The 23,827-nt window shown below is 43.1% G+C and carries 23 protein-coding genes; 4 read left to right on the top strand and 19 right to left on the bottom strand.

All coding sequences use genetic code 11. The features are described from left to right. Positions 1-15: 15 nt before the first annotated feature. From ACI3E5_RS04255 to ACI3E5_RS04245, 3 genes are read right to left on the bottom strand one after another with little or no spacing between them, the layout of a single operon-like run. Entirely contained in the window at positions 16-1,221 is a 1,206-nt protein-coding gene (locus ACI3E5_RS04255) for an ABC transporter permease (protein WP_498820867.1), read from the bottom strand. Continuing rightward, positions 1,218-1,892, bottom strand: a complete 675-nt coding sequence (locus ACI3E5_RS04250) for an ABC transporter ATP-binding protein (RefSeq protein WP_194185287.1) — start codon at positions 1,890-1,892, stop codon at positions 1,218-1,220. The genes ACI3E5_RS04255 and ACI3E5_RS04250 overlap by 4 nt, the downstream gene beginning before the upstream one ends. Further along, positions 1,876-3,105, bottom strand: a complete 1,230-nt coding sequence (locus ACI3E5_RS04245) for an efflux RND transporter periplasmic adaptor subunit (RefSeq protein ID WP_194185286.1) — start codon at positions 3,103-3,105, stop codon at positions 1,876-1,878. The genes ACI3E5_RS04250 and ACI3E5_RS04245 overlap by 17 nt, the downstream gene beginning before the upstream one ends. 244 nt (positions 3,106-3,349) lie before the next feature. Here ACI3E5_RS04245 and ACI3E5_RS04240 point away from each other — a divergent pair, with 244 nt between their 5' ends. Further along, entirely contained in the window at positions 3,350-4,495 is a 1,146-nt protein-coding gene (locus tag ACI3E5_RS04240; RefSeq protein WP_194185285.1) for a sensor histidine kinase, read from the top strand. Between the two features lie 18 nt (positions 4,496-4,513). Then, positions 4,514-5,191, top strand: a complete 678-nt coding sequence (locus ACI3E5_RS04235; RefSeq protein WP_016610236.1) for a response regulator transcription factor — start codon at positions 4,514-4,516, stop codon at positions 5,189-5,191. Positions 5,192-5,336: 145 nt separating this feature from the next. Here the strand turns inward: ACI3E5_RS04235 and glyS are convergent, their stop codons facing one another. From glyS to ACI3E5_RS04210, 5 genes are all read right to left on the bottom strand, one after another. Continuing rightward, positions 5,337-7,409, bottom strand: a complete 2,073-nt coding sequence (glyS, locus tag ACI3E5_RS04230) for a glycine--tRNA ligase subunit beta (protein ID WP_498820863.1) — start codon at positions 7,407-7,409, stop codon at positions 5,337-5,339. A 1-nt stretch (position 7,410) separates the two neighbouring features. Then, the gene (gene glyQ, locus ACI3E5_RS04225) at positions 7,411-8,322 is read right to left on the bottom strand and encodes a glycine--tRNA ligase subunit alpha (RefSeq protein ID WP_005225852.1); all 912 of its coding nucleotides are present in this window, start codon (positions 8,320-8,322) and stop codon (positions 7,411-7,413) included. A 15-nt stretch (positions 8,323-8,337) separates the two neighbouring features. Beyond that, complete coding sequence (locus ACI3E5_RS04220; protein ID WP_015509542.1) at positions 8,338-8,577, bottom strand: hypothetical protein; 240 nt, start codon at positions 8,575-8,577, stop codon at positions 8,338-8,340. Positions 8,578-8,875: 298 nt separating this feature from the next. Beyond that, positions 8,876-10,633, bottom strand: a complete 1,758-nt coding sequence (locus ACI3E5_RS04215) for a glycoside hydrolase family 35 protein (RefSeq protein WP_194185283.1) — start codon at positions 10,631-10,633, stop codon at positions 8,876-8,878. Beyond that, positions 10,633-12,645 carry a beta-galactosidase gene (locus ACI3E5_RS04210; protein ID WP_194185282.1) on the bottom strand — a complete coding sequence of 671 codons (2,013 nt, stop codon included), beginning with the start codon at positions 12,643-12,645 and terminating at the stop codon, positions 10,633-10,635. Before ACI3E5_RS04210 ends, ACI3E5_RS04215 begins: the two co-directional genes overlap by 1 nt. Positions 12,646-12,766: 121 nt before the next feature. Between ACI3E5_RS04210 and ACI3E5_RS04205 the strand changes: the two genes are divergently transcribed. Further along, complete coding sequence (locus ACI3E5_RS04205; protein ID WP_005225848.1) at positions 12,767-13,573, top strand: AraC family transcriptional regulator; 807 nt, start codon at positions 12,767-12,769, stop codon at positions 13,571-13,573. Here the strand turns inward: ACI3E5_RS04205 and recO are convergent. From recO to ACI3E5_RS04160, 9 genes are all read right to left on the bottom strand, one after another. Next, on the bottom strand, positions 13,567-14,340 hold the full coding sequence (gene recO, locus ACI3E5_RS04200) for a DNA repair protein RecO (RefSeq protein WP_005225847.1): 774 nt from the start codon (positions 14,338-14,340) through the stop codon (positions 13,567-13,569). The two genes, ACI3E5_RS04205 and recO, sit on opposite strands and share 7 nt — an antisense overlap. A gap of 93 nt (positions 14,341-14,433) precedes the next feature. After that, a complete protein-coding gene (era, locus tag ACI3E5_RS04195; RefSeq protein WP_005225846.1) occupies positions 14,434-15,333 on the bottom strand; it encodes a GTPase Era in 900 nt (299 codons plus the stop codon). A 34-nt stretch (positions 15,334-15,367) separates the two neighbouring features. Beyond that, positions 15,368-15,757 (bottom strand): diacylglycerol kinase family protein, encoded by a 390-nt coding sequence (locus ACI3E5_RS04190; protein WP_016610244.1) that lies wholly within the window; start codon positions 15,755-15,757, stop codon positions 15,368-15,370. Further along, entirely contained in the window at positions 15,741-16,217 is a 477-nt protein-coding gene (gene ybeY / locus ACI3E5_RS04185; RefSeq protein ID WP_005225844.1) for an rRNA maturation RNase YbeY, read from the bottom strand. The genes ACI3E5_RS04190 and ybeY overlap by 17 nt, the downstream gene beginning before the upstream one ends. After that, a complete protein-coding gene (locus ACI3E5_RS04180; protein WP_005225843.1) occupies positions 16,217-18,418 on the bottom strand; it encodes an HD family phosphohydrolase in 2,202 nt (733 codons plus the stop codon). The genes ybeY and ACI3E5_RS04180 overlap by 1 nt, the downstream gene beginning before the upstream one ends. A gap of 21 nt (positions 18,419-18,439) precedes the next feature. After that, on the bottom strand, positions 18,440-19,414 hold the full coding sequence (locus tag ACI3E5_RS04175) for a PhoH family protein (protein WP_005225842.1): 975 nt from the start codon (positions 19,412-19,414) through the stop codon (positions 18,440-18,442). A 171-nt stretch (positions 19,415-19,585) separates the two neighbouring features. Beyond that, the gene (locus ACI3E5_RS04170; RefSeq protein ID WP_005225841.1) at positions 19,586-20,035 is read right to left on the bottom strand and encodes a GatB/YqeY domain-containing protein; all 450 of its coding nucleotides are present in this window, start codon (positions 20,033-20,035) and stop codon (positions 19,586-19,588) included. Positions 20,036-20,068: 33 nt separating this feature from the next. Continuing rightward, a complete protein-coding gene (gene rpsU / locus ACI3E5_RS04165; RefSeq protein ID WP_002356740.1) occupies positions 20,069-20,245 on the bottom strand; it encodes a 30S ribosomal protein S21 in 177 nt (58 codons plus the stop codon). Between the two features lie 160 nt (positions 20,246-20,405). Continuing rightward, a complete protein-coding gene (locus ACI3E5_RS04160; protein ID WP_005225833.1) occupies positions 20,406-20,837 on the bottom strand; it encodes a Fur family transcriptional regulator in 432 nt (143 codons plus the stop codon). Positions 20,838-20,932: 95 nt separating this feature from the next. Between ACI3E5_RS04160 and ACI3E5_RS04155 the strand changes: the two genes are divergently transcribed. Next, positions 20,933-21,820, top strand: a complete 888-nt coding sequence (locus tag ACI3E5_RS04155) for a pyruvate, water dikinase regulatory protein (protein ID WP_010748043.1) — start codon at positions 20,933-20,935, stop codon at positions 21,818-21,820. 81 nt (positions 21,821-21,901) lie between these two features. Here ACI3E5_RS04155 and thrB read toward each other — a convergent pair whose 3' ends face one another. Next, a complete protein-coding gene (gene thrB, locus ACI3E5_RS04150; RefSeq protein ID WP_005225831.1) occupies positions 21,902-22,771 on the bottom strand; it encodes a homoserine kinase in 870 nt (289 codons plus the stop codon). Next, entirely contained in the window at positions 22,768-23,826 is a 1,059-nt protein-coding gene (gene thrC, locus ACI3E5_RS04145; protein ID WP_194185281.1) for a threonine synthase, read from the bottom strand. The genes thrB and thrC overlap by 4 nt, the downstream gene beginning before the upstream one ends. Position 23,827 lies beyond the last annotated feature (1 nt).

The following is a 23,827-nucleotide window of genomic DNA, read 5'->3' as shown; positions in this document are numbered from 1 at the left end:
AAAAACACCTTCCTTTTATTCATAGCGTAATGCTTCGATCGGTTTTAATTTCGACGCTTTATAAGCGGGCAAGTAACCAAAAATCGTACCGATCAGCATTGAAAATGACACACTGATCAAAATGGATAACAATGAGATCGTCATCGGATACTCTAACAGACGCAAAGCGATCAGGCTGATCAACAGACCGACGATGATGCCAATCAGCCCCCCGATCACCGATAAAACGATTGCTTCTGTCAAAAATTGCTGCAAAATCACTTTACGTTTGGCACCCAATGCTTTCTTCAAACCGATCTCTCTGGTACGCTCTGTCACACTGACCAGCATCGTATTCATTACACCGATCCCACCGACGAGTAAGGAAATGCTAGCAATTCCCCCCAGTAAAATCATATTCGATCGATTGATATCATCGGTCATTTTCTGCACTTCATCATAGTTGCGGATGGAAAAAACAAAATCTGAAGGCGGAATATTCTTGGTCAATTCATGGCTGGCTTGAACGACTGCTGATTCTAAGACGTTCGCATCCGTTGCCTGAAACAGCACTGTTGGCCTTTGGTTGAGCTTTCCTTCGACGAAACTTTGGCTGCCTCGAGGGATGAAGACATATTTCCCTAACAGTTGCTCCGTGTCAGAAACAGCTACGCCAACGATGCGAAAGGGCGTCCCATTGATTTCGATCAGTTGATTGATAGGATCACGATACGAGAAAAAAATTTCCGCCAAATCTTTCGTAATCACCGCAACTTGTTTTTGTGTCTGCAATTCGGTTTCAGTCATTGCTCTGCCAGCAAGGATCGTATGGGGCAAAATTTCAAAGAACCCGCCATCCATGCCTAGCACTGTCGTATCGGTTTGCTGGTCTCTTTGGAAAACTGTCAGATTGGCTTCATAGAACAAGCTAACGTTCTTGGCGTGATCAATGGTCAGCAACTTTTGCAGCTCTCCTTCTGATAGTTGCGGGGCATAATCAGGCAAACGATCATTTCTGCCGCTTTCGCCCGCTAAAAAAGCACTTCTGGCGTCATATTCAATCCGCATCGAGTTAGTATCACCACCAATCAGCTGCTTTTTCATGTTCTCAGTATTTCCGTTGATGATACTCACAATGGAAATGATGGAGGCAATCCCGACAATGATTCCTAGCATCGTCAACAAGGAACGCAAACGATGCTGGTAGATTGCGTGAATGGCTAAGCGAATATTTTCGGTCATCTTGTGCCCTCCTCAACAACTTCACCATCTTTAATGACGATTTGCCGCTTTGCATAGTCCGCGACTTCTTGTTCGTGGGTAATCAAAACCACTGTTTTTCCTAGATGGTTCAGCTTAGTAAATAGCGCCATGATCTCATGACTATTAGCAGTATCTAAAGAACCTGTCGGCTCATCTGCTAAAATCACATTTGCTTCTCCTGCTAATGCCCGAGCGATCGCTACTCGTTGTTTTTGCCCCCCTGACAACTGATTGATCCTAAAATCGATCCGATCCCTTAATCCGACACTTTCTAAGGCGTGAATTGCTCGAGTCGTTCGTTCTTCCTGATTGACACCAGCATACAAGAGCGGTAAGGCAGCATTTTGTAAAACGGATAGTTTGGGCAACAGTTCAAAATTTTGAAACACGAAGCCGATTTTTTGATTGCGGATCTCGGACAGTTCATCTTCACTCAATTGACTGGTATTTTTACCATCGAGTAGATAGCTGCCCGTTGTTGGCGTGTCTAAACAGCCAATGATATTCATCAAGGTCGACTTGCCTGATCCTGATCGGCCCATGATGGAAACAAATTCGCCAGTATTGATTGTTAAGTTGATTTTTTTCAAAACTTGAATTTCGCTAGTGCCCTGTGGGAACGTTTTGCAGACATCAATCAGTTGGATCATTTGGTCTCACATCCATTCCTTCTTGGATCCGAACTGTTGGGAAGACGAGCGCCACTTGCATATCCAGTTCACTTTCTAACAGATACATGGCTTCATCCGTTTCATCTTCCATGATTTCCACGGATAGTTTACTGATTTTATGGTCCTCAACGACGTAGATGAAGGGCCTATCTTCTTCATAAAACACGAACGATTTGGGCAGCTTGATCGCAGTTTGCTCTTCCTCAATGCGTTCTACAAAACAATGGATACCAATACTAGGTGGCTCTTCACTTTCGTCTAAAACGACTTCAAAACTAAATTGCGACAAATTGGGATTTGCGCCTTGTTCTTCAACCACTACCGAAGGCTCTTTCATATCCCCAACTCGGGTGATCTTTCCAGTCCATCGCTGACTGCCGCCATTACGGTCTCTAAGTTCAACCTTTTGACCAGGTTCAAGTTGATTGCGGCGAAATTCATCCACAGTCCCTTTTAAAAAAAGCCGACTGGTATCAACGATCGTCATAAAAGGATTCTCTGGGGCCGCTTCACTTGCGCTTCGATTCATTTGTCGCTCGTCCACGTCTTTAACGATTCCATCAATTTCGGCTTCCACGACGTCTGAGCCATGTTGCTCTTTGACTGAACGTAGTTCTAATTCTGCCCGTTCCAGCTCTAATTCGGCATCGCCAATGCTGCTTTCCAAGTTTTGCGCTTCTAGCAGTAATTGACTTTGCTGCATTTCCAAATCGGTTTTACGATCTTCCAACCCTTCTTTGTCCTCTTCTTCCGCACTGGCAATTTTTTGTTTCGTCTCCTCCAGCTGATTCGTGACCTTATTGTATTGTTCCCATTTTTGATTCGTTTGCCGTCTTGCTTGTTCCACAGCTCTCGAGCGATTTGCCGTCGCCTGTTCTGCTTCTTTAATGGCCAAAGCCCCCTCAGGATTAGAGTAAACAAAAAGAGCTTGCCCTGCTTTGACTTGATCCCCTGCCTCTACTTTTTTCTCAACAACTGATCCTCTTGAGCTATCCACCTTGACTTCAACCGTTCTTGCTGGTTCAACGACTCCTACTAAGTAAAAATCTGCTCTCGGTTGCAGATCTTGCAAAGTTATTTGAGTGATGGAAGGTTCTTCACGACGAGCAATCCCCCAGGCACTCGTCCAGCCTAAAATGCCGATGATCAGTAAACTACTGATGATCATGAAACTCTTTTTTGATTTGTTCATATGCTTTCTCAAACATCTCACCTTCCTGATTGGTTAATCGAATGACCACCTTTATTTAACCATTGAATCAATTTCCGTTTTGAACGTTTCTCTTAATATCTGCTGAAGATTTCTTAAGAAAATAGAATTTTTCCATTCTTTTTTTATTAATATGAAGAATTCTTAAGAAGAATTAGCTATTCGCTCCTACTCCTCTTTGCTATAATCAAGAAAGAATCAAGAACGAGTTAGAAAGGACTGTTTCATGCGTAGTAAATATTCTTCATTTGTCTTTTTTCTGGTTGGCTTCTTCTTATTGGTAGGAGCCTTATGGCTATTAAAGGAAACGAGACTCATTCAAATGGTGCTGGATAATTTTTTTTCAAACCTCGTTTTACAGGAAGTTGTGGAATCAAGTGATGGCGAAGGCGGGATGATCCTTGGTACATTTGTCGACTGGCGCCCTGTTAAACAATTGTTCCTGGCTTTCTCCCTCTTCCTCGTTTTTGCCGTTACCTTGATTTGCTATTTTATCTATCGTTTTGTTTCAAGGAAAAAAATTGCAAGGATCGCCGAAGGAATTCAGCTCTTTTTCTCTCAATCGGAAGCAAGTTCGACGGGCAGCCTAGCGATCGATCATGAATTATTAAAAATAAAAGATTCGATGAACCGCAATGAGGCTCTTTTAAAGGAAGAAACACAGCGCACCAAGGACTTGATCACCTATTTGGCGCATGACTTAAAGACTCCCTTGGCTTCAGTGATCGGCTATCTCAACCTATTGTTGGATACGAAAAACTTGACCAATGAACAAATGACGCAATCCTTGACGATTGCTTTAGAAAAGTCTGAGCGTTTGGAAACGCTGATGAATGAATTTTTCGACATCACCCGTTTTAATCTGCAAGACATCCAATTGTATCAACGGGAACTTGATTTCGTCTTCTTACTGAAGCAAATCCAAGAAGAATTCTATCCGCTGCTGAAAGAAAAAGAACAAACCATCTGCTACTCTGGACCAGAGAGCTTGAAATTAAAAGCCGATAGTGAACAGTTGGCGCGAGTGTTAAACAATCTGTTAAAAAATGCCATTGCCTATGCGCCTGATCAAACCACGATCACAATGCAGCTAACCGTGGACGAACAAGCAGCAACTTTTATCCTAGCGAATCAAAGTGAGCCGATCGAACAAGAACAATTGGAGGCATTATTTGAAAAATTTTATCGTCTGGATCAAGCTCGTTCAACCAAGACAGGTGGAGCAGGTCTCGGATTGGCGATCGCCAAAGAAATTATTTTGGCGCATCAGGGAACGATCCGAGCTGCTAGCAAGAACAATGAGATTCAGATGATCGTCACATTGCCTGTAGAGACAAATCAACATGAAAAAACGAGAAAGTCAGTTAACTGAAAAGGAAGGTCAATACGAGTGGAAAAGATACTTTTAGTTGAAGATGAAAAAGAAATTTCAGATTTGATTGCCTTTTATTTACGAAACGAAAATTTTTCTGTCATCACTTGTGCAGATGGGAATGAAGCTCAGGTACAGATCGAGCAAAACAGCTTTTCTTTGGCGATTCTTGATGTCATGCTGCCAGATATCACAGGCTTTGACCTGTGTAAAATCATCCGCAAAAAGCATCATTACCCAATTATTATGTTGACAGCTAAATCTGAGGAAATCGATAAGATCACTGGTTTGACAATTGGTGCCGATGATTACATCACCAAGCCCTTTCGTCCGTTGGAAGTGATCGCTCGGGTGAAAGCTCAGATACGCCGCTCGACTCAATACAACGGCTCAGATCAAAACAAATTGATCGTGAGGGAGTTGGAATTAGATGTCAATAAGCGAAAATGTTTCTTGCAAGAAGAAGAACTTTCCCTGACGCCCATCGAATTTTCCATTTTAAAATTATTGATGGAGCGAAAAGGCCAAGTGGTAAGCTCTGAGGAAATGTTTCAAGAGGTTTGGGGCGAAAAATATTACACGTCTTCCAATAATACCATCATGGTCCACGTTCGAAACCTTCGGGAAAAAATGCACGATACCCACAAGAAGTCCTCTTATATCAAAACCGTTTGGGGGATCGGCTATAAAATTTAACACCAAAAACCGTCCTTTCATTGTACGAAAAGGACGGTTTTCTTGGGACTGAACACAAGTAAATCGAGAAACATAGAAAAAAGCTGGAACTGATTCTTTCAGTTCCAGCTTATTTTATTTAGAAACGTGCAACTGCAAGCTTCTTTTATTTCGTAATCAAAGCATCTAAACTAGCCACTGCCAGACTCATCTTCGCGATTTTATCCAACAAGGCAAAACGGTTGCGGCGAATCTGTTCATCTTCCACCATGACCATTGTTTGATCAAAATAAGCTTCGATCAATGGGCGCAGTGCCACTAAGCTTTGGTAGTTTTCTTCCATCGTTTGATGTGGGAACTTGTCCTCTACTGTTAAGACCGCTTCATACAAGGCAGTTTCAGAGTCGTTTTCAAACAAGGCAGGATCAATTGCTGCTTGATCCAATTCGGCTTTTTTCGCTAAATTGATCACCCGTGTCAAAGCTTCCATCGAAGGTTTGAAGTCAGTGTCTTGCAGATGTTCTCTTAACATTTGAGCCGTTTCAAACAACGTACTGATGTCTGCTTGACGTGCGCCTAGTACAGCTTCGATGACATCATGACGCGTATTTTTGCTGAGTAAGAATTGACGCAGACGACCTTTCACAAAATCGGTCACTTGTTCTTGACCAGCGGCAAGTTGAATCCCAAAAACTTCTGGTTGAGCATTAATGGCTTCACGAATTTCTTCTTGCAACTGAGCAAATGGGAAGTACCAGCGCTTTTCAGCTAAGATGCGGATAATCCCGTAGGTTTGACGGCGTAAAGCATAAGGATCGTTTGAACCGCTTGGAACCATATCAACAGCGAAGAAAGCAAGTAAGCTGTCTAATTTATCCGCAATCGCTAAAACAGCCCCGATTTTTGATTGCGGCAGCTCGCCTTCTGCTGAGATCGGCATGTAGTGTTCACGAATCGCTTGGGCAACTGCTGGTTTCTCTCCTTGGATCAGGGCATATTTTTCCCCCATGATCCCTTGCAACTCAGGGAATTCCCCTACCATATTGGTCACTAAATCAAATTTATAGATTTGAGCTGCCCGTTGAAGGTCGGTCAGTTCTTCTTGTGTTAAACCAACGGTCTTCCCGATGATTTGCGCTGCTAGTCCGACACGTTGCATTTTTTCATATAAGCTGCCGATTTTTTCGTGGAAGGTGACTTGCTTAAGTTTTTCTATGCAATGGTCAATGGTCAGCTTTTTGTCTTCATTGTAGAAAAACTCAGCATCTTCTAGACGAGCGGTCAGGACTTTTTGGTTTCCTTTGATAACATTATCGATCTTCACAGCATCCCCGTTGCGGGCAGAGATGAAGTGCGGCAGCAATTCTCCGTCAAGGGTGCGGACATCAAAGTAACGTTGATGTTCTTTCATAGAAGTAACTAATACTTCTTCAGGGACAGAAAGGTATTTTTCTTCAAAGTCTCCTACAAAGGCTGTTGGGTATTCAACCAGATTTGTCACTTCTTCTAGTAAGTCTTCATCTAAATCGATCCGCCAGTTGTTTTCTTGAGCGATCGCATTGATTTGTGCGGTGATCATTTGTTGACGTTCGCTTGGATCAGCGATGACAAATTGATGCTTCATTTTTTCCAAATAGTCGTCCGCATGATCAAACGTGACCGCCTCACCTAAGAAACGATGACCTTTTGACTCGCGACCGGTAACAATATCAAGGATTTGGAAAGGAATGACTTGCTCACCAAAGAGTGCTACGATCCAATGAATTGGTCGGATATATTCAAAATCGTAGTCTGCCCAGTGCATCGTTACTGGGAACGTCAAACTCGTGATTACTTCCTGCAATCCTTTCAATACCTCAACGGTTGGTTGACCTTGGGTATGTTTCGTTACATAGACATACTCAACACCTTTTAATTCACGGAAGGTGATGTCATCGGTTGTCAATCCTTGTCCACGAACAAACCCTTGAGCTGCTTTCGACCAATTGCCTGCATCATCTAATGCGATTTTTTTCGCTGGTCCTTTGACCTCTTCTTGCGTATCCGCTTGTTTTTCAGGAATACCGGTGACATAGACAGCCAAGCGGCGAGGTGTGGAATAGGCTTCGATCGTTGTATAAGGCAACGCATGAGCATCTAAGAAAGCTGCCGTTTTTTCTTGTAATTGTTTCATACTTGGGGTTACGACATGCGCAGGTAATTCCTCTAAGCCGATTTCTAATAATAGGTTTTGTGCCATCTTATTTTCCCTCCTCAATCAGTTTTTGCGCCACTTCTGGATCAAGCAATGGATAACCGAGGTTTTCCCGTTCTGCTACAAATAGTTTTGCTACTTGACGTGCCATGTTACGGATACGTGCGAGGTACCCAGCACGTTCAGTGACGGAGACTGCACCACGTGCATCCAACAAATTGAAGGTATGGCTGCATTTTAAGATATAGTCGTAAGCTGGATGAACTAAGCGTTCATCGATACAGCGTTTTGCTTCTTTTTCAAAACGATCGAAGTTCCCTAAAAGCAAGTCTTGGTCACTGACTTCAAAGGAATATTTTGAATGTTCATACTCAGGTTGGCGGAAAATCTCACCATATTTGACACCTGCAGACCATTCAAGATCGTAGACACTTTCAACTTCTTGAATATAAGATGCTAGACGTTCTAAGCCGTAAGTGATCTCTGATGTCACTGGCTTACATGCTAAGCCGCCGACTTGTTGGAAGTACGTAAACTGAGTGATCTCCATCCCGTCTAACCACACTTCCCAACCAAGACCTGCACAACCCATCGAAGGATTTTCCCAGTTATCTTCGACAAAACGAATATCATGTTCTAATGGATCGATCCCTAAAAGACGCAGGCTTTCTAAATAAAGCTCTTGGATATTTTCAGGAGAAGGCTTCATCACGACTTGGAACTGGTGGTGCTGATACAAACGATTTGGGTTTTCCCCGTAGCGGCCATCAGCTGGACGGCGAGAAGGTTCTACGTAAGCGGCATTCCATGGTTCTGGACCGATTGCACGTAAAAATGTGTATGGGCTCATGGTTCCAGCCCCTTTTTCTGTATCATAGGCCTGCATCAGCATACAGCCGTTTTCGGACCAGAATTTTTGCAGGGTCAAAATCATCTCTTGCACAGTTAGTTTACTCATCTTTTTCTTCCTTTCTTATAACGCATTGACGACAGGATAAAATTCGACAACTGATCCAGGGATCAATTTCACTTCGACCACGACATCTGCTTCTAAAACATCCGATAAGTCGTAAAGCATTTGGTCTGGACTCGTTGTAAATTCATGTAAAAGCTGTTCATCCTTTAAAAGGCGAACTTGCAGTGGAATACTTGCTAATACTTTGAGCTTTTTTTCGGTAAACGCACTTGCTGGAATCGTCATATCAAATAACATAAAAACCCTCCTTTGTTTTTGGCTATTCTTGGTGTGAAACATAAAAAAGTCCCTATATCTATACAAAGTGTATAGATATAGGGACGATAAATTCGCGGTTCCACCCTACTTCCGACAAGTCGGCAGCTTCATTGATCATGCTCACGGACGCCTGCGAAATAAGGTTCCAACTTGGCTTTCACTCTCCCAAGTTCGCTTCATGGAATGGTCTTCTTTCTTTCTTCCGATCATAGCACGGATTCGATTACCCTTATGATAGTAGTTGAAGCTAGGGTTTGTCAATGATTAATTTGAACTTTTATGCTTCTGGGCCTAAATCCGCCTGATCATGAAAGACGATCTCATCAGCGATTTTTCCATCACTTTCAAAAACGATGATCTCATTCATTCCGATTTTTAAAAACGGTGCTGGGACGTACAAGCGCTGCTGCGGTCCTTTTTCCCAAAAACGGCCGATCGTATGACCATTGACTTGGACAAACCCTTTACCCCAGCCTGGCAATTCGATAAAAGTATCTGCACATTCATCAAAAGCACATTCAAAGCGTGAGAAACTTGGTTGTCCTTTTTGCCATTTTCCTTGGAAATCAATGGCATGCAAATTATCCATCGGTAAGGGATAGATTTCCCAGTTGCTTTGGAAGGCGCCATTGATGATCACACCGTCTTTGATGCCTTTGTGCTGATGGTTCATTTTTACGGAATAATTGACCCGCCCCATATTCTCCACCAAGATCCCCAACTCGTTTTCTGATTCTGATAAATCGAAACTGTAGGTTTGACCGATTTCTTGATCGTAATCGATGCGCAAAAGTTCCTGGTTGATAAACGTATGGGCACGATCCATCGTATTGATCAGACGGTAGTCGGCAATCTTCCGAGCAGGCCCAATCAGTGAGCGATAATAGATATAACCTGTCGCTTGATTGCAGGCTTCCATCGATAACGGGTAATTACTTATGATCGGTTGACTGATCGTGTCGATCGTCGAAAACAAGGAGACTCGTTCTTTCACTGAGAATGTTCCATAAGCTTTTCGCTCAATTTCCATACTCAAGGGAAACTCAGGAATTTCCGCATAGTCAGCGATCACCTTTTTGAAGGCTTGGTATTTGGCAGTAGGTTCTCCCCATTCTGTCAACAAGGCATCGTAATCATAGCTAGTGACATCCGGCGCTAAGCGTTCGTAATAGTTTGACCCGTTCATAAAGCCAAAGTTGGTCCCGCCATGAAACATATAGATATTGACAGAACCTAATGTTAAACAATCCTGCAATTCCTTTACTGCATCTTGTGTTGAGGTCGTATGGTGCTGGTCGTCACCCCAGGCATCAAACCAGCCGATCCAAAATTCCATGACCATCAGTGGCCGTTTTTCTCCGTGAAATTTTCGAAGTTTTTCAAAATTTTCCTTGATGTTGGAGCCGCAGTTGATCGTAGGCAATGCCAAGTCTTTGATACTGCCGTTTTCTAGCATATCGTGCCAAGGTCCGTCAGAGGTCACTAACGGCGTTTCTACACCATGCTGCCGCATCGCAGCCACCATTTTCCGCAAATACTCTTTATCATTGGCGTAGCTGCCGTATTCATTTTCTACTTGCATCATTATAATCGGACCGCCTTGGGTGATCTGCAGATCCCGCACTTGTGGAAACAAATGGGCGAAATAACGAGTGATTTTTTCCATAAATGGGGGATAATCAAACCGAAGCTTCATCATAGGGTCTTGCAATAGCCAATAAGGCAGTCCCCCAAATTCCCACTCCGCACAAATATAAGGTGCTGGTCGCAAAATGACATAAAGCCCTACTTCTTGTGCCGTTTGGATAAATCGCCGCAAATCAAGGATCCCATCAAATTGATAGACACCTTCCTGTGCTTCATGAAGATTCCAAGGAACATAGGTTTCGACGGTATTACAGCCCATCAAGCGCAGTTTCTCTAAGCGATCTTGCCAATATTCAGGAACGACACGAAAATAATGGATCGCTCCAGAGATCACTTTAAAAGGCTTGTTGTCTAAATAAAAGTCATCTTCAATAGCAAAAGTTCGCATCAGTTACGCCCCTCTTTGACGATATAGGTGGTGTATTGCGTCAGCATCATTTCTGAAGAAAGAACCTCGCCCGTCAGAAGATTCGTTTTTCCAACAAACATTTCTGGCAGCGGTTGTGCTTCTTCGTGGAAATTGATGATGACGAAAAATTTCGCCTCTGCATTTTCACGACAGGCAATTTCTAGTTTTGTTGCCTCCTCGATCACTGGGGTAATATCGGACTCTTCGACGATTGTTTTGAAAAGCTGATCTTGCAGCTGATCTTCCAACTGTCCACCAAAGTAATAGACGGTTCCATCGCCAAATGTATTTTTGGTCACTGCCGGCATTCCTGCATAGAAATTGCTCGTGTAATGCGCTAGCGCTTCGGCGTTTTCTAAATGGATCAAATCGCTGACTAAATTACTTGTTCCTGAAAGTTCTTCATTAACTAACGAAACCCCGTTTGATTGTTCTGGCGCTAATGCATCGATTTCTTCCACCCAGATGCCAGCTAACTCCCGCAAGGGGCCAGGGTAACCGCCTAAGTGAACATTGTCTGATTGATCAACGATGCCGCTCATATACGTTGTAAGTAAAGCACCGCCTTGCATAACGAAATCAGTTAGCCGCTCTTGCATCCCTTCTTTGATCATGTACAGAACCGGAGCTGCGACTAGCTTGTATTTTGATAAGTCAGCATCCACGGGAACCAAATCGACCGCAATATTTTGTTCGTAAAAATAGCGATAGTAGCGATGGATCTGTTCCACATATTTCAGGTCAACGGTTGGACCACTCGTATATTCTAAAGCCCAATAATTGTCCCAATCGAAAATCACAGCAACCTGTGCTTGGGTTTGCGTGCCAATGATGTCTGAAAGCTGCGCTAATTCAGCCCCAAGAGCTGCTGTTTCTCGGAAAACCCGCGTGTCTTCATGACCGACATGTTCGATGACCGCACCATGGAATTTCTCACAAGCACCAATGGAACGTCGCAATTGGAAGTATTGGATCGTATCTGCCCCATGAGCAATCGTTTGATAGCTTTGCGCCCGCATCTGTCCTGGTTTTTTTAATGAATTATAAGGCTGCCAGTTTTGTTGGGAAGGTGTTTGTTCCATCAGCATAAAGGGTTGCTGTTTTAACCCGCGCATCAAATCATGGGTCATGGCTACTAAGCTCCATGGCGTATTGTACGATGGATAATTATCCCACGAAACAAGGTCCATTTCCTTTGCCCACTTGAAATAATCCAGTCCTTTAAAGGTTCCCATCAAATTCGTTGTAATCGGTGTTGTGGGATCGATTTTCCGAATAGCGTCCCGCTCCATCATGTAGTTTTTTAAAAGACTATCCGAGTTGAACCGCCGGTAGTCAATAGAAATTCCTGCAAATGCCGTCTTGTCATAGCCGATTCCTTCTGACAGCGCATTTGGCAACACGATTTCATCCCATTCATACACGGTATGACCCCAAAATTCCATATTCCAGGCTTTATTCAGTGCTTCGATCGTATGATATTTATCCTTTAACCAGACACGAAACGCTTTTTCACAGTTGTCGCAATAACATTCGCCGCCGTATTCATTATTGATGTGCCAACAAGTCACTTGTGGATTTTCGCCGTAACGTTCGGCTAATTTCGTTGCCAAGCGTTCTGCGTATTTTTGATAAACCAAACTGTTGGGACAGGCATTGTGCCGTTGCCCAAACTTATGATGGCGTCCATCATAATCGGTGCGAGCGACTTCTGGATACTTCTTAAACATCCAAGCTGGCAAAGCAGCTGTGGAAGTGGCTAAGACGATGTCGAAACCTTCCGTACTTAATTTTTCGATGATTTGATCCAATTCCTCAAAATCATAACAATTTTCAGAGGGTTGGATCTTTGCCCATGAAAAAACATTGACGGTCGCGCTATTGATACTTGCTTTTTTAAAGATCCGAATGTCTTCTTCCCAAATCTCTTTCGGCCACTGATTTGGATTATAATCGCCGCCAAATAGAATTCTATCAAAAAATTTTGTCATGTAAGTGAACGCTCCTTTAAAATAAAATGATTTCTACTCTCTTATTGTAAGGCTTTTCATTCTGTTGTAGTATAATACATGAAACACTATTTTATAACTTTTCGAAACACGGAGGTACACTATGCCTATCTACTTTTATCAAACCAATCAGCAGCTGCCTTTATCTCTGGAAAGCATCGGCAACGATTGGGCGCAAGATGACGTCGCTCGTCCTGATGGCTATCCCTACTTCCATTGGCTGCAAACCGAGCAAGGGGAAGGCCGAATCACATTTGGTCAGGAATCGTTTATCTTACGTCCGAATGAAGGCATTTTGATTTTTCCTTTTACGCCCCATCGCTATTATCCATTGACTAACTGGAAAACATCCTTCGCCACATTCCAAGGCCCTTTGGCAGCTGAGGTGTTAAAGCAGTACACGAATCAGCCCTATATACTAGCTGAAGAGTCAGAAACCTTTTCTTATGTCACCTGGATCAATCAACGGATCAAAGAAGACCAACAAATCAGTTGGGACCCGCTACGGGCTTCTAGCGAATGCTACCGCTTTTTATTGGCGATCATGCAAGAACGCTCAGGGAATCCGACAGAAAAACACCCGCTGTTCCAACAATATCTGGTTCCCGTTATACAAGAAATCGAAACGAATTACGATCAGGCGATCACGATCAAAGAACTAGCAGGGCTCGTCTATGTGTCACCACAGTATCTCTCACGTTTGTTCCAACGTTTTTTGGGGCAATCTACTGCACAATATCTATTGAACTACCGCATGACCCGAGCCAAAGAGCTTTTGGTGGCACAGCCAGATCTGCCCATTCAACAAGCTGCCTTCGCAGTGGGGTTTCAAGATGCAAGTCACTTTACTGCATTATTCAAAAAAAGAGTCGGCTTAACTCCATTGAAGTTTCGCCAACTCTATCATTGATTTTTCGGTTTTAAGACGTCTTGCCATTGCCCCATCTGATCGATAAACTTCTTACTTTTTAAATGAATGCCCACATATTCATCATATAATAAATCAATCACTCGTCGGATCGCGGCTTTCGTTTCTGGCTTTAATTTGATTGAAGCAATCTGCTCGTAGGATATTTGCGAAAATAAGCGAATAAAATGGATCGCCCGTGAATCAGCATGATAACGACGTTCGTCCATCCCCCAGTGCTGTTCACATAAAATACCGCTATATTTTGAGGAATAGTCAAACCGACCGTCGGTTTTTCCGCAGATCGCACAATGGGTCCAATTCGGGGTGATCCCGAAACGGTGCAAAATCTGGATCTCAAAGATATTGGTGATGATCTCTGCGTCGTTTTCTTGGTCCATTAATTGCAAGGCCTCATGTAAAAATTGGTATAGATGTGGGTCATAGACCCGATCATCAATAGCAGAATCAGCCAAATTCAATAAGTAGGTTGCATAACCAGCAATAAAAATATCACTTTGGATCGTACGAAAAGGATGGATGTCTTTGGCATTGTTTAAAAAGGACAAGCCTTCCGTTTTGATGGTTCCCATGTAGGTGGCTTCAGTATAGGAGAGCAGCGCTGGTGCCAAGGGGTTGTTTTTCCGATGGGCACCCTTGACATAAAACATTTGCTTCCCAGCAGATTCCGTAAAGATTTTGACTAGCTTGTCTTTTTCTTTATGGTCTTTTGAAAAAAGTAAGATTCCTTTTGTTTCAACAAGATTCATCGTCGCACCCCATTTCTTTAAAAAAACTGATCCAGTTCGCTAACTGCATCAGTTTTTCTTCATTAAAACAGATCATGTTTGATCTGCATGTCATCAATACTCATCTTTGCGATAGCCATAATCTGTTAAGAATGTTTGCTTGTCGCGCCAATCTTTTTGAACTTTTACCCATAATTCCAAGAAGACTTTGTCATCTAACAAGTGTTCAATGTCTAAACGAGCTTTCGTACCGATCTGTTTCAGCATTTTTCCGCCTTTGCCGATGATAATGCCTTTTTGACTGTCACGTTCGACAATGATCGTCGCTTGAATATGCACCTTGTCATTGTGGTCTCGTTTCATGGAGTCAACCACGACCGCTACTGAGTGAGGTACTTCATCTCTGGTCAGTAGCAAGACTTTTTCCCGCACCAATTCGGAAACGATAAAGTATTCTGGATGATCCGTGATTTGATCCTCTGGGAAGTACTGAGGCCCTTCTGGCATTTCATCGATCAGTAGCTTCATTAACGTTTCGAAATTATTGCCTTCTGTTGCGGAAATCGGTACGATCTCAGCAAAGTCCATTTGTGAGGAGTAGTCTTCAATAATTGCCAATAAGGCATCTGGATGGACTTTATCAATTTTATTGATCACGAGGAAAACCGGTGTCTGACTTTGGCGCAATCGTTCGATAATAAAATCATCGCCCTTGCCACGCTTTTGGTCCGCACTGATCATAAATAACGTCACGTCAACTTCTCGCAGTGCACTATAGGCGGTTTCAACCATAAAATCGCCTAAACGGTGTTTGGGTTTGTGGATCCCTGGTGTATCGATAAAGATCAGCTGTGCGTCATCCGTCGTGTAGACCCCTTGGATTTTGTTACGGGTCGTTTGCGCTTTGTCACTCATGATCGCGATTTTTTGTCCTACGACTCGATTTAGTAGTGTTGATTTCCCAACATTTGGCCGCCCGACGATCGCAACGAAGCCTGATTTGTGTGTTGTCATTGTTGTTCCCCTTTATCTTGTGTTTTGGTGCGCATCAGAAGAGCTGCAGCAATTTTGGCAAGAAGATGATCGCTGCGACGACTAACGCAAAAACTGCAGTCATCAGCACGGCACCAGCAGCCATATCTTTGATTTTTTTTCCGATAGGATGGAAATGGAAATCTGTAAACATATCTACGACGTTTTCAAAGACGGTGTTGATGATCTCAACGATCCAGACTAAGAAAACAGCTAGCAGCAACCAGAGCCATTCCATTTGACTCAAACGGAAAATAAAGCCCGCAATGATCGCAACGATTCCTAGTGCAACATGTTTACGCATATTGCGTTCCTCTTTAAAGACGGTTTTTATACCAGTGAAAGCAAATTCGATCGACGAAATAAATTGTTTGTTTTTCCCAATATTCTTATCTTTTGAGTCCATAGGCATCCAGTATTTCCTTTTGCAATCCAAACATTTCCTTTTCATCTTCAGGTGTCATATGATCATAGCCATTGATATGCAAGAAACCATGTAACGCCAAGAAACCCAGCTCCCGATCATAGGTGTGTCCGTATTCAGCAGCTTGTTCTTTCGCTCGTTCAATGGAGATCATAATATCTCCAAGATCACGCGGCAGCTCTTCAAGGGCTTCGTCAAAAATGATCGACAGCTCTTCGTCTGTTTCTTCTTCAAAGGCAAAACTAATGACATCTGTTGGCATATCTTTGCCGCGGTACTCCCGATTGATTTCTTGGATCGCCGCATTGTCCATAAATGTGACGGACATTTCTGTATCCTCTGGAAGTTCTAAATGTCCTGCAGCAAATTGCAACAGTCCTTCGATCTCTTTGATCTTGGTTTCCCCCACTGAATTTGTCTCATCTAAAAAGGTAATCTCCATTAGCGCTCTCTTCTTTCTTGTTCTTCTTTCATTTTCTCTGCTTCCGACTTCATTTTTGGATATTTGATCCGTGAATGGAAGGTACTGCAAAGTCCGTTGACCAGTGATTTTTCAATCATTCGGATTTCTTTCAAAGTCAGGCCTGTTTCATCCAGTTGACCGTCTAAGATCCGATCATTGATGAGATTTGCAACAAATTCTTGAATCTTTTGATTTGTTGGATTTTCCATCGCTCGAACAGCTGCTTCACAACTATCCGCGATACTCACAACGCCAGCTTCTCGTGTTTGCGGTTTTGGACCAGGATAACGGAAATCTTCTTCCGTCACCTCGGGATTACGCTCTTTGGCTTTCACGTAGAAATAACGCATCAAGGTCGTGCCATGGTGTTGACGACAAATGTCGATCACCATGCGCGGCATTTTGGCTTCTTCGAGAATTTCCGCCCCATCGATCACGTGACCGAAGATAATTTGTTTGCTGTCTTCAGGCAACAAGAAATTATGCGGGTTTTCGGCACCAGCAGGTAAATTTTCTACGAAGAAATTGGCATGTTTGACCTTGCCGATATCATGGTAATAACAAGCCACACGAGTCAGTAAGCTTTGCCCGCCGATTTCGGCAACGGCATTGGCACTAAGATTGGCAACCATCATACTGTGATGATACGTTCCTGGCGCTTCTTCCAGCAACTGTTTTAACAATGGATGATTCGGGTTACTCAATTCATTTAACACGATCATACTCTCATCCGTCACCAACAATTCGATGTAAGGATGTAGTCCCATCGTTAGCAAATAGCTTAAGAGAGAGCCTGCTAAACCACAAATGATCGTGGTCCAAGTGTTCCCGCGAGCAAAATCCATTCCTTGGAAAATCACCAGCACAAAACTCAGTAAGAGCGGAAAGACGATCACCCACGCTACTGCCGTTTTCCCTTGACTAGCGATGCGGGCGCGCTTGATCATCGTTCCCATCAAGCCAGAGAACAAATAGGTGACTAAGACGGTCGTCAACAAGTTGGTTCCGCTAGAATCAAAGTAAATAAAGAGTGCACTGATTACTTGGAAAATCGCAGACAAAATCCCCAAACGACGGCTGGAGAAAATACTCAGGATCAACGGTGTAAACGCAGCTGGGAAAAACAGCGGGATAAAGGTCACTAATTCAGATTGGAAAAGTTGGAAAAACTTCATGATCAAAATACTGAATGCCATTGCCAAAATATAAAACGTGACCGCATTCATCCGTTTTTCCACGTCTTTCGTCTGTTTCGTGTAATAAAACACCATCAGCATCTGTAAGACTGTTGCTAACACTAAAGCGATCAATGGAAAAACAGAAAAGGTCTGATTAGTCATTCCTAAAAGCTGCAGCTTCTCTAGGGCATTGGCATCGATCTGCGAGCCCTCACGGACAATGATCTCTCCTTGATAAATCATCACTGGAGGAACAGCATCCATGGCGGTTTGCCGTGCTTCTTCTGTCCGTTTTTCATTTGGGATATCGTTCACGACGATTCCTTGATTGACTAAGAAACGTAAGACAGAAGCCATATCTGAGCTAACATCTAAGAACTGGATCTTATCTTCCGCCTCAGAACGGAACGTACTTAATTCCGTTTGGCGGATCTGTTTCGCCATTTGTTCATCTATTAATTGTAGCGCATAGGTACGCACTGTATTTAATTCATCATCACTTAATGAGAACATCGTCGTCAAAAAATTATTGGTAAATGACTGATAAAAATCTAGTTCATCATCACTCATTTTTTCAAATTCTTGTTTTAAGGCTGCGATATATTCATCTGTACTAGGTTTAGGGATATTTTCATCCTCATCGGCTTCAGCCACTTTTTTTTCATGAGCTTCATCCACTGATTTTTTGACTGAAGCAACTAAGTCAAATAAATGATCGATACGATCATGCTGCGTTTGCGCCAGTGTATCCTGATACGTGTACTCTGGTGGTACAGCTTCGGCAGCCAGTTTACGTTTTTGTTCCGTCGCAGCGGTATTTTCGATTGTTTTATTGGCACGGATATTTTCTTCCGCCACTTGACCTTCGCTATAATCGACATTGTTTTGTTTGACGCTGGTGTACATGATACCAATCGAAAAAAGAAAGAAAAGGAACATCAAAACTGGTAGATAGAATTTCCCAAGTCTTTCTCTAAATTTCCGTAGTGGTTGAATGATCATAGTTCTCCTCCTAAAAGACGATCAGCGCTTGTCTTTAAGATCTGCTTCTTCATATGCGCGAATGATCTCGGCAACAACTGGATGCCGCACGACATCTCCTGCTTCAAAATTAGCAAAAGCAATTTTAGGGATCTCTTGTAACGTTCGTTCGGCGTGGATCAAGCCGCTTAAAGTCCCTTTTGGCAAATCGATCTGGCTGGTATCGCCATTGACGATCATTTTAGAGTTGAATCCTAAACGGGTCAAAAACATTTTCATTTGAGCGATCGTCGTATTTTGCGCTTCATCTAAAATGACAAAGGCATCTTCTAGCGTACGTCCACGCATATATGCCAATGGTGCGATCTCAATGACGCCTCGTTCCATGAGACGGTTCGTATGATCCATCCCAAAAATTTGATACAACGCATCATAAACGGGGCGTAAGTAAGGATCAACTTTTTCTTTCAAGTCTCCTGGTAGGAAACCAAGATTTTCTCCTGCTTCAACGGCGGGACGTGTCAAAATGATTTTTTGCACTTGGCCTTTCTTTAGAGCTGCAATTGCCATTACGACTGCTAAGAAGGTCTTTCCGGTTCCAGCGGGGCCGACACCAAACACTACATCATGTTTACGGACGGCTTCGATATATTTTTTTTGCCCAGCATTTTTCGCTCGGATCGGTTTGCCGTTACGGTCTTTGATGATCTCTTCTTCATACATATCTTTGAAATAATCAAGACTGCCCTTATTCACCATATTCAACGCAGTGATCACATCAGGGGTACTGATATTGATGCCTCGTTTGATCAACTCTTGCAAAGCCCGAATCACGGATTGTGCCTTTTCAGCGGCTTCAGTTTCTCCTACGATTTGGATCAGCTCACCACGAGTGTGAATGACCGTTCCTGTGGAGTCTTCAATAATTTTGATGTTCTTATCGTGGGCACCTAATAATAAACGAACGTCATCGTTTTCACTAAGTGTTATCTCGATCGTTATTGTTTTGTCTGTCAAATATGTTACAGCTCCTTTTTTGGCGTTCTTATTAATAATAACATAAGATGGAAAAAAGAAAAATTACTTATCAAGCACAACAGTCGTTTCCACTTGTCCTTATGCTTTTTTTAAGTTTTCGAAATCAGAAAAAAAAGCCGCAAGCATGTCATCCATACTTGCGGCGTGAGCTTACATTTGATCCAATAATTCTTTAACGATCGCATTGACTTGATTACCGTCTGCTTTGCCTTTAACTTGTGGCATTACAGCACCCATCACTTTTCCAAATTCTTTGGAAGAAGAAGCACCAGTCTTTTCAATCGCTCCAGCGACGATTTGGCGGATTTCCGCTTCATCGAGTTGTGCTGGCAAATATTTTTCAACAACTGCAATTTCAACTTTGACTTTCTCTGCTAGATCATTTCGGTCAGCTTTCTCAAACTCATTTAAAGAATCACGACGCTGTTTCATCTCACGAGACAAAACGGTCAACTCTTCTTCTTCATTCAAGTCAGAACCTTTTTTGATCTGCTCATTTTGAATTGATGCTTTCAACATGCGGATCACCTGCAAGGTTTCCTTGTCTTTGGCTTTCATCGCTGTCTTCATGTCATCATTCAGTGTACTTAGTAGTGTCACACTACCAGCTCCAATTCTCAAAACAGTAGAAAATTAGAATTTTTTGCGTTTTCTAGCTGCTTCAGATTTTTTCTTACGCTTTACGCTAGGTTTTTCGTAAAATTCACGTTTACGAGATTCCTGTAAAGTACCCGCTTTTGACACGGAACGTTTGAAGCGACGAAGAGCATCGTCAAGTGATTCGTTTTTGCGAACGACTGTTTTTGACATGTAAATTCCCTCCCTCCGAGCTTAAAAAGTAACCGTAGTTGTTATTGAAATAAAATCCCAAAAAACACGACTGTCCTTTAAAAATTATAGCTAACCCCTGAAAAAGTGTCAAGGCATTCTGTTAAAAAAGTCTTCGATCCCATCAAGTTTGTTTGGGTTTTCATTGACATTCTTCACAACGTCCCAAAATCTCGAAGCGATGTCCCTCGATCAAGCAGCCAGGAAGCTGTTCTTGGAAGAAGTCCATCGGGCAAATATGCAGTTCTTTTGTTTTGCCACAAACCGTGCAAATAAAGTGATGGTGATGATGGTCCTCTAATTCTGCACAGCAGTTATAGCGAAACTTCATCTCCCCGTTCAGCTCTGTTTCTTCTAAAATACCGATCTCAGAAAAATCATGAAGATTACGGTAGATCGTATCATAACTCAAGCCCGGATACTTTTCTGACATGTATTCATGAATTTCCTTTGCTGGCAAATAGCGATTGCGTTTCACTAAATAGGTGATGATCGCTTCTCTTTTTTTGGTGTATTTAAAGCCATTTTCTTTCAATGTAGTCATGGCATGCTCAATAAGTGTTTGATTTTTCATCGTAGGCCCTCCTGATAAATCAAAATCATTCCGATTCTATCGATCTTAAGTATGGTATAATGAAATCAATAAAAAAGCAAGAGAGGATTTTTCTTATGAAGCCAACTGAACCTGAACAACCAGACTTGCAAGAAAAATTGCAAACCAGTGCCGCAGTGACGATGTTCGTGTTGTCGGACTCTGCCGGCGAAACGGCATCGAAGCTTGCACAAGCGACAATGGCCCAATACCCCAGCGTCGAATTTAACCTTTTTAGACGCACGTTTATCCACACAAAAGAGCATTTGATCAAAGCTTTGTCTGATGCAAAAAAACACAACGCCATTATTCTTCATACCTTGATCAAAGAAGAGCTTGTGGATTTGACGAATCATTTTTGTGAAGAAGCTGACCTTTACCATTTCGACGTATTGACCCCTCCAGTAAGTGAAGTAGAACGACGAACTGGCGTAGCACCTTCACGAGAGCCAGGGGCTTTGCACCACTTAAACGAAAATTATTTCAAACGCATCAAAGCCATGGAATTTGCGGTTATGTACGATGATGGGAAAGACCCTCGTGGCTTCTTGGAAGCAGATGTCGTGTTACTAGGGGTTTCTCGGACGTCAAAAACGCCTTTGAGTCTATTTCTAGCAAACAAAAATTTAAAAGTTGCTAACCTGCCTTTAGTACCGCAAGCCCACATCCCAAAACAGCTCTGGGAAATCGATCCGAAAAAAATCGTCGGGCTAACAAACGATCCGAATGTGTTAAACAGTATTCGCAAAGAACGGATGCGCTCCTACGGCTTGAACCCAGATTCTGCGTATTCCGATATCGAAAAAATCAAAGCGGAGCTGACGTTTGCCAATGATCTGTATGAAAAACTAGGCTGTGTCGTTATCAATGTCGCTTCTCTTTCCATCGAAGAAACCGCCTCTATGATTTTAAATGCATTAAACTTAGAAGATCATAGCTATTACACGTCAGAAACGAAAGACTAACCTCGATGAAGCAATGAAAAATGGTGAGCAGAAAATCTTCTGCTCACCGTTTTTGGTCTGTGGCTCATTTATTATTCTCTTTTAGAACACTTGCAGCCCTTCACGATCGATTTGTAATTGTTCGATATACGCATTGCTCTCCAAGGCATGCAAAAGTTTTGAGATTCGTTCTGCCCGTTCCTCTGGGACGATCGCTAAGACCGTAGGACCTGCGCCGCTTAAGAAACAGCCATAGCCGCCTTCTTCTTCGCAGATTTGGCGAATGGTCGACAAGTGCGGCACAAGCTTTTCCCGATAGGCTTCATGAAAACGATCCTGTTGCATCAATTTTCCTGCAAGAGGCAGATTGCCATTGATGACCGCTGCGATCATCACGTTGGCGATCGCACTGGCTTCGACAGCTTGCTCGTGAGAAAGAGTCTGCGGCAAGACTTGACGACTTGCTTCAGTCAACAGTTCTTCATGAGGAATATAGGCAATGATCTCGCACTCTGGAAAATGATGCTTGACTAAATACGTATGCTTGTGCTGATGGTCGTAAGCAGCAACCGCAAAATCTCCATAAATCGCTGGTCCAACGTTGTCAGGATGCCCTTCGATGGCAGTTGCGATCTCAAGCTTTTGTGCTGCACTCAGATTCATGTGGGCCATGCGGTTGGCTAGTTCAATCCCGGCGACGATCACCGAGGAACTGCTGCCTAAGCCTCGTGCCAAAGGAATGTCCGAACTCATTCGGATTTTCAAAGGCTTCATGTTTGGTGCTAATTTCAATGCCACACGCAAAAGCAAGTTGGTTTCATCCGTTGGGATCTCTGAACCTAGCTCATGGATGATTTCCCACGTATCGTTTTCTTTTAAAACTTCAATGAACAAATACTTTGACAGGGCAATCCCGCAGGAATCAAAACCAGGCCCTAAGTTCGCACTGGTTGCAGGAACGCGGATCTTCATAGATTGGCAACTCCTTCACGAAGATGCTGACGCATTTCTTCTAAATCACTCATCTTATTGATGGTTACTTCTGTCGCTTTGATAGCTGTATCAGGATCTTTCAGACCATTTCCAGTAAAGACGGCAACGACAGTCTCACCTGGTTTGATTTTCCCTGCTTTCACGTGCTGGATGACACCAGCCAGCGAGGCAGCTGAGCCTGGTTCAATAAACAAACCATCTTGCGCAGCAATTTTACGGTAAGCATTCAAAATTTCCTCATCGGTTACTGCATCGATGTGTCCATTTGATTCATCACGAGCGGCTTCTGCCAACTGCCAGCTGGCTGGATTGCCGATCCGAATCGCTGTAGCGATCGTTTCTGGCTGTTCGATGACTTCACCACGGACGATCGCAGCAGCACCTTCAGCTTCAAACCCATGCATTCTTGGCAACGCGGTGCCTTTTTTCTCATGCCATTCTTTGAACCCTTTCCAATATGCCGAGATATTTCCTGCATTACCGACAGGAATCGCAAGAACATCTGGCGCTTGTCCTAATTGTTCGCATACTTCAAAGGCCGCTGTTTTTTGTCCTTCTAAACGATAAGGATTGACTGAGTTTACTAGTGCCACGGCTTCGGTTTCTGCAATATCTCGTACTGCTTTTAACGCTTCATCAAAGTTTCCTGGGATCGAAATGATGTCGGCTCCATAAACGATTGCTTGCGCCAATTTCCCCATAGCGATTTTGCCATCTGGAATAACAACGTAAGCTTTGATCCCCGCTCTGGTCGCATAAGCTGCTGCTGCCGCGCTGGTATTTCCTGTCGATGCACAGACGATTGCTTTGGCACCTTCTTCCACCGCTTTTGCCACCGCCATGACCATCCCTCGGTCTTTAAAAGAGCCTGTCGGATTCAGCCCTTCGTATTTTCCATACAATTGAATCCCTAATTCCTTGGAAAGGCTTGGTAAGGGAATCAACGGCGTGTTGCCTTCAGCCAGCGACAATGCTGGTGTATTTTCGTTGACTGGCAGATATTCCTTGTATTGATGCAATAATCCTTGATACATG

Origin of the sequence: Candidatus Enterococcus avicola, from assembly GCF_047470845.1 — a bacterium.
GTDB lineage: Bacteria > Bacillota > Bacilli > Lactobacillales > Enterococcaceae > Enterococcus_D > Enterococcus_D casseliflavus.
Note: the sequence above shows the minus strand (reverse complement) of the source record. Positions and strands in the feature narration are given on the sequence as shown.

Coding starts and splice junctions, on each gene's coding strand:
- thrC (WP_194185281.1), bottom strand. CDS start 23,826: ATGTATCAAGGATTATTGCATCAATACAAGGAATATCTGCCAGTCAAC.
- ACI3E5_RS04180 (WP_005225843.1), bottom strand. CDS start 18,418: ATGATCATTCAACCACTACGGAAATTTAGAGAAAGACTTGGGAAATTC.
- ACI3E5_RS04240 (WP_194185285.1), top strand. CDS start 3,350: ATGCGTAGTAAATATTCTTCATTTGTCTTTTTTCTGGTTGGCTTCTTC.
- recO (WP_005225847.1), bottom strand. CDS start 14,340: ATGAATCTTGTTGAAACAAAAGGAATCTTACTTTTTTCAAAAGACCAT.
- ACI3E5_RS04190 (WP_016610244.1), bottom strand. CDS start 15,757: ATGGACTCAAAAGATAAGAATATTGGGAAAAACAAACAATTTATTTCG.
- ACI3E5_RS04220 (WP_015509542.1), bottom strand. CDS start 8,577: ATGTTATTTGATATGACGATTCCAGCAAGTGCGTTTACCGAAAAAAAG.
- ACI3E5_RS04215 (WP_194185283.1), bottom strand. CDS start 10,633: ATGCGAACTTTTGCTATTGAAGATGACTTTTATTTAGACAACAAGCCT.
- thrB (WP_005225831.1), bottom strand. CDS start 22,771: ATGAAGATCCGCGTTCCTGCAACCAGTGCGAACTTAGGGCCTGGTTTT.
- era (WP_005225846.1), bottom strand. CDS start 15,333: ATGACAACACACAAATCAGGCTTCGTTGCGATCGTCGGGCGGCCAAAT.
- ACI3E5_RS04250 (WP_194185287.1), bottom strand. CDS start 1,892: ATGATCCAACTGATTGATGTCTGCAAAACGTTCCCACAGGGCACTAGC.
- ACI3E5_RS04210 (WP_194185282.1), bottom strand. CDS start 12,645: ATGACAAAATTTTTTGATAGAATTCTATTTGGCGGCGATTATAATCCA.
- rpsU (WP_002356740.1), bottom strand. CDS start 20,245: ATGTCAAAAACAGTCGTTCGCAAAAACGAATCACTTGACGATGCTCTT.
- glyS (WP_498820863.1), bottom strand. CDS start 7,409: ATGGCACAAAACCTATTATTAGAAATCGGCTTAGAGGAATTACCTGCG.
- ACI3E5_RS04160 (WP_005225833.1), bottom strand. CDS start 20,837: ATGAAAAATCAAACACTTATTGAGCATGCCATGACTACATTGAAAGAA.
- ACI3E5_RS04245 (WP_194185286.1), bottom strand. CDS start 3,105: ATGAACAAATCAAAAAAGAGTTTCATGATCATCAGTAGTTTACTGATC.
- ACI3E5_RS04205 (WP_005225848.1), top strand. CDS start 12,767: ATGCCTATCTACTTTTATCAAACCAATCAGCAGCTGCCTTTATCTCTG.
- ybeY (WP_005225844.1), bottom strand. CDS start 16,217: ATGGAGATTACCTTTTTAGATGAGACAAATTCAGTGGGGGAAACCAAG.
- ACI3E5_RS04255 (WP_498820867.1), bottom strand. CDS start 1,221: ATGACCGAAAATATTCGCTTAGCCATTCACGCAATCTACCAGCATCGT.
- ACI3E5_RS04155 (WP_010748043.1), top strand. CDS start 20,933: ATGAAGCCAACTGAACCTGAACAACCAGACTTGCAAGAAAAATTGCAA.
- glyQ (WP_005225852.1), bottom strand. CDS start 8,322: ATGAGTAAACTAACTGTGCAAGAGATGATTTTGACCCTGCAAAAATTC.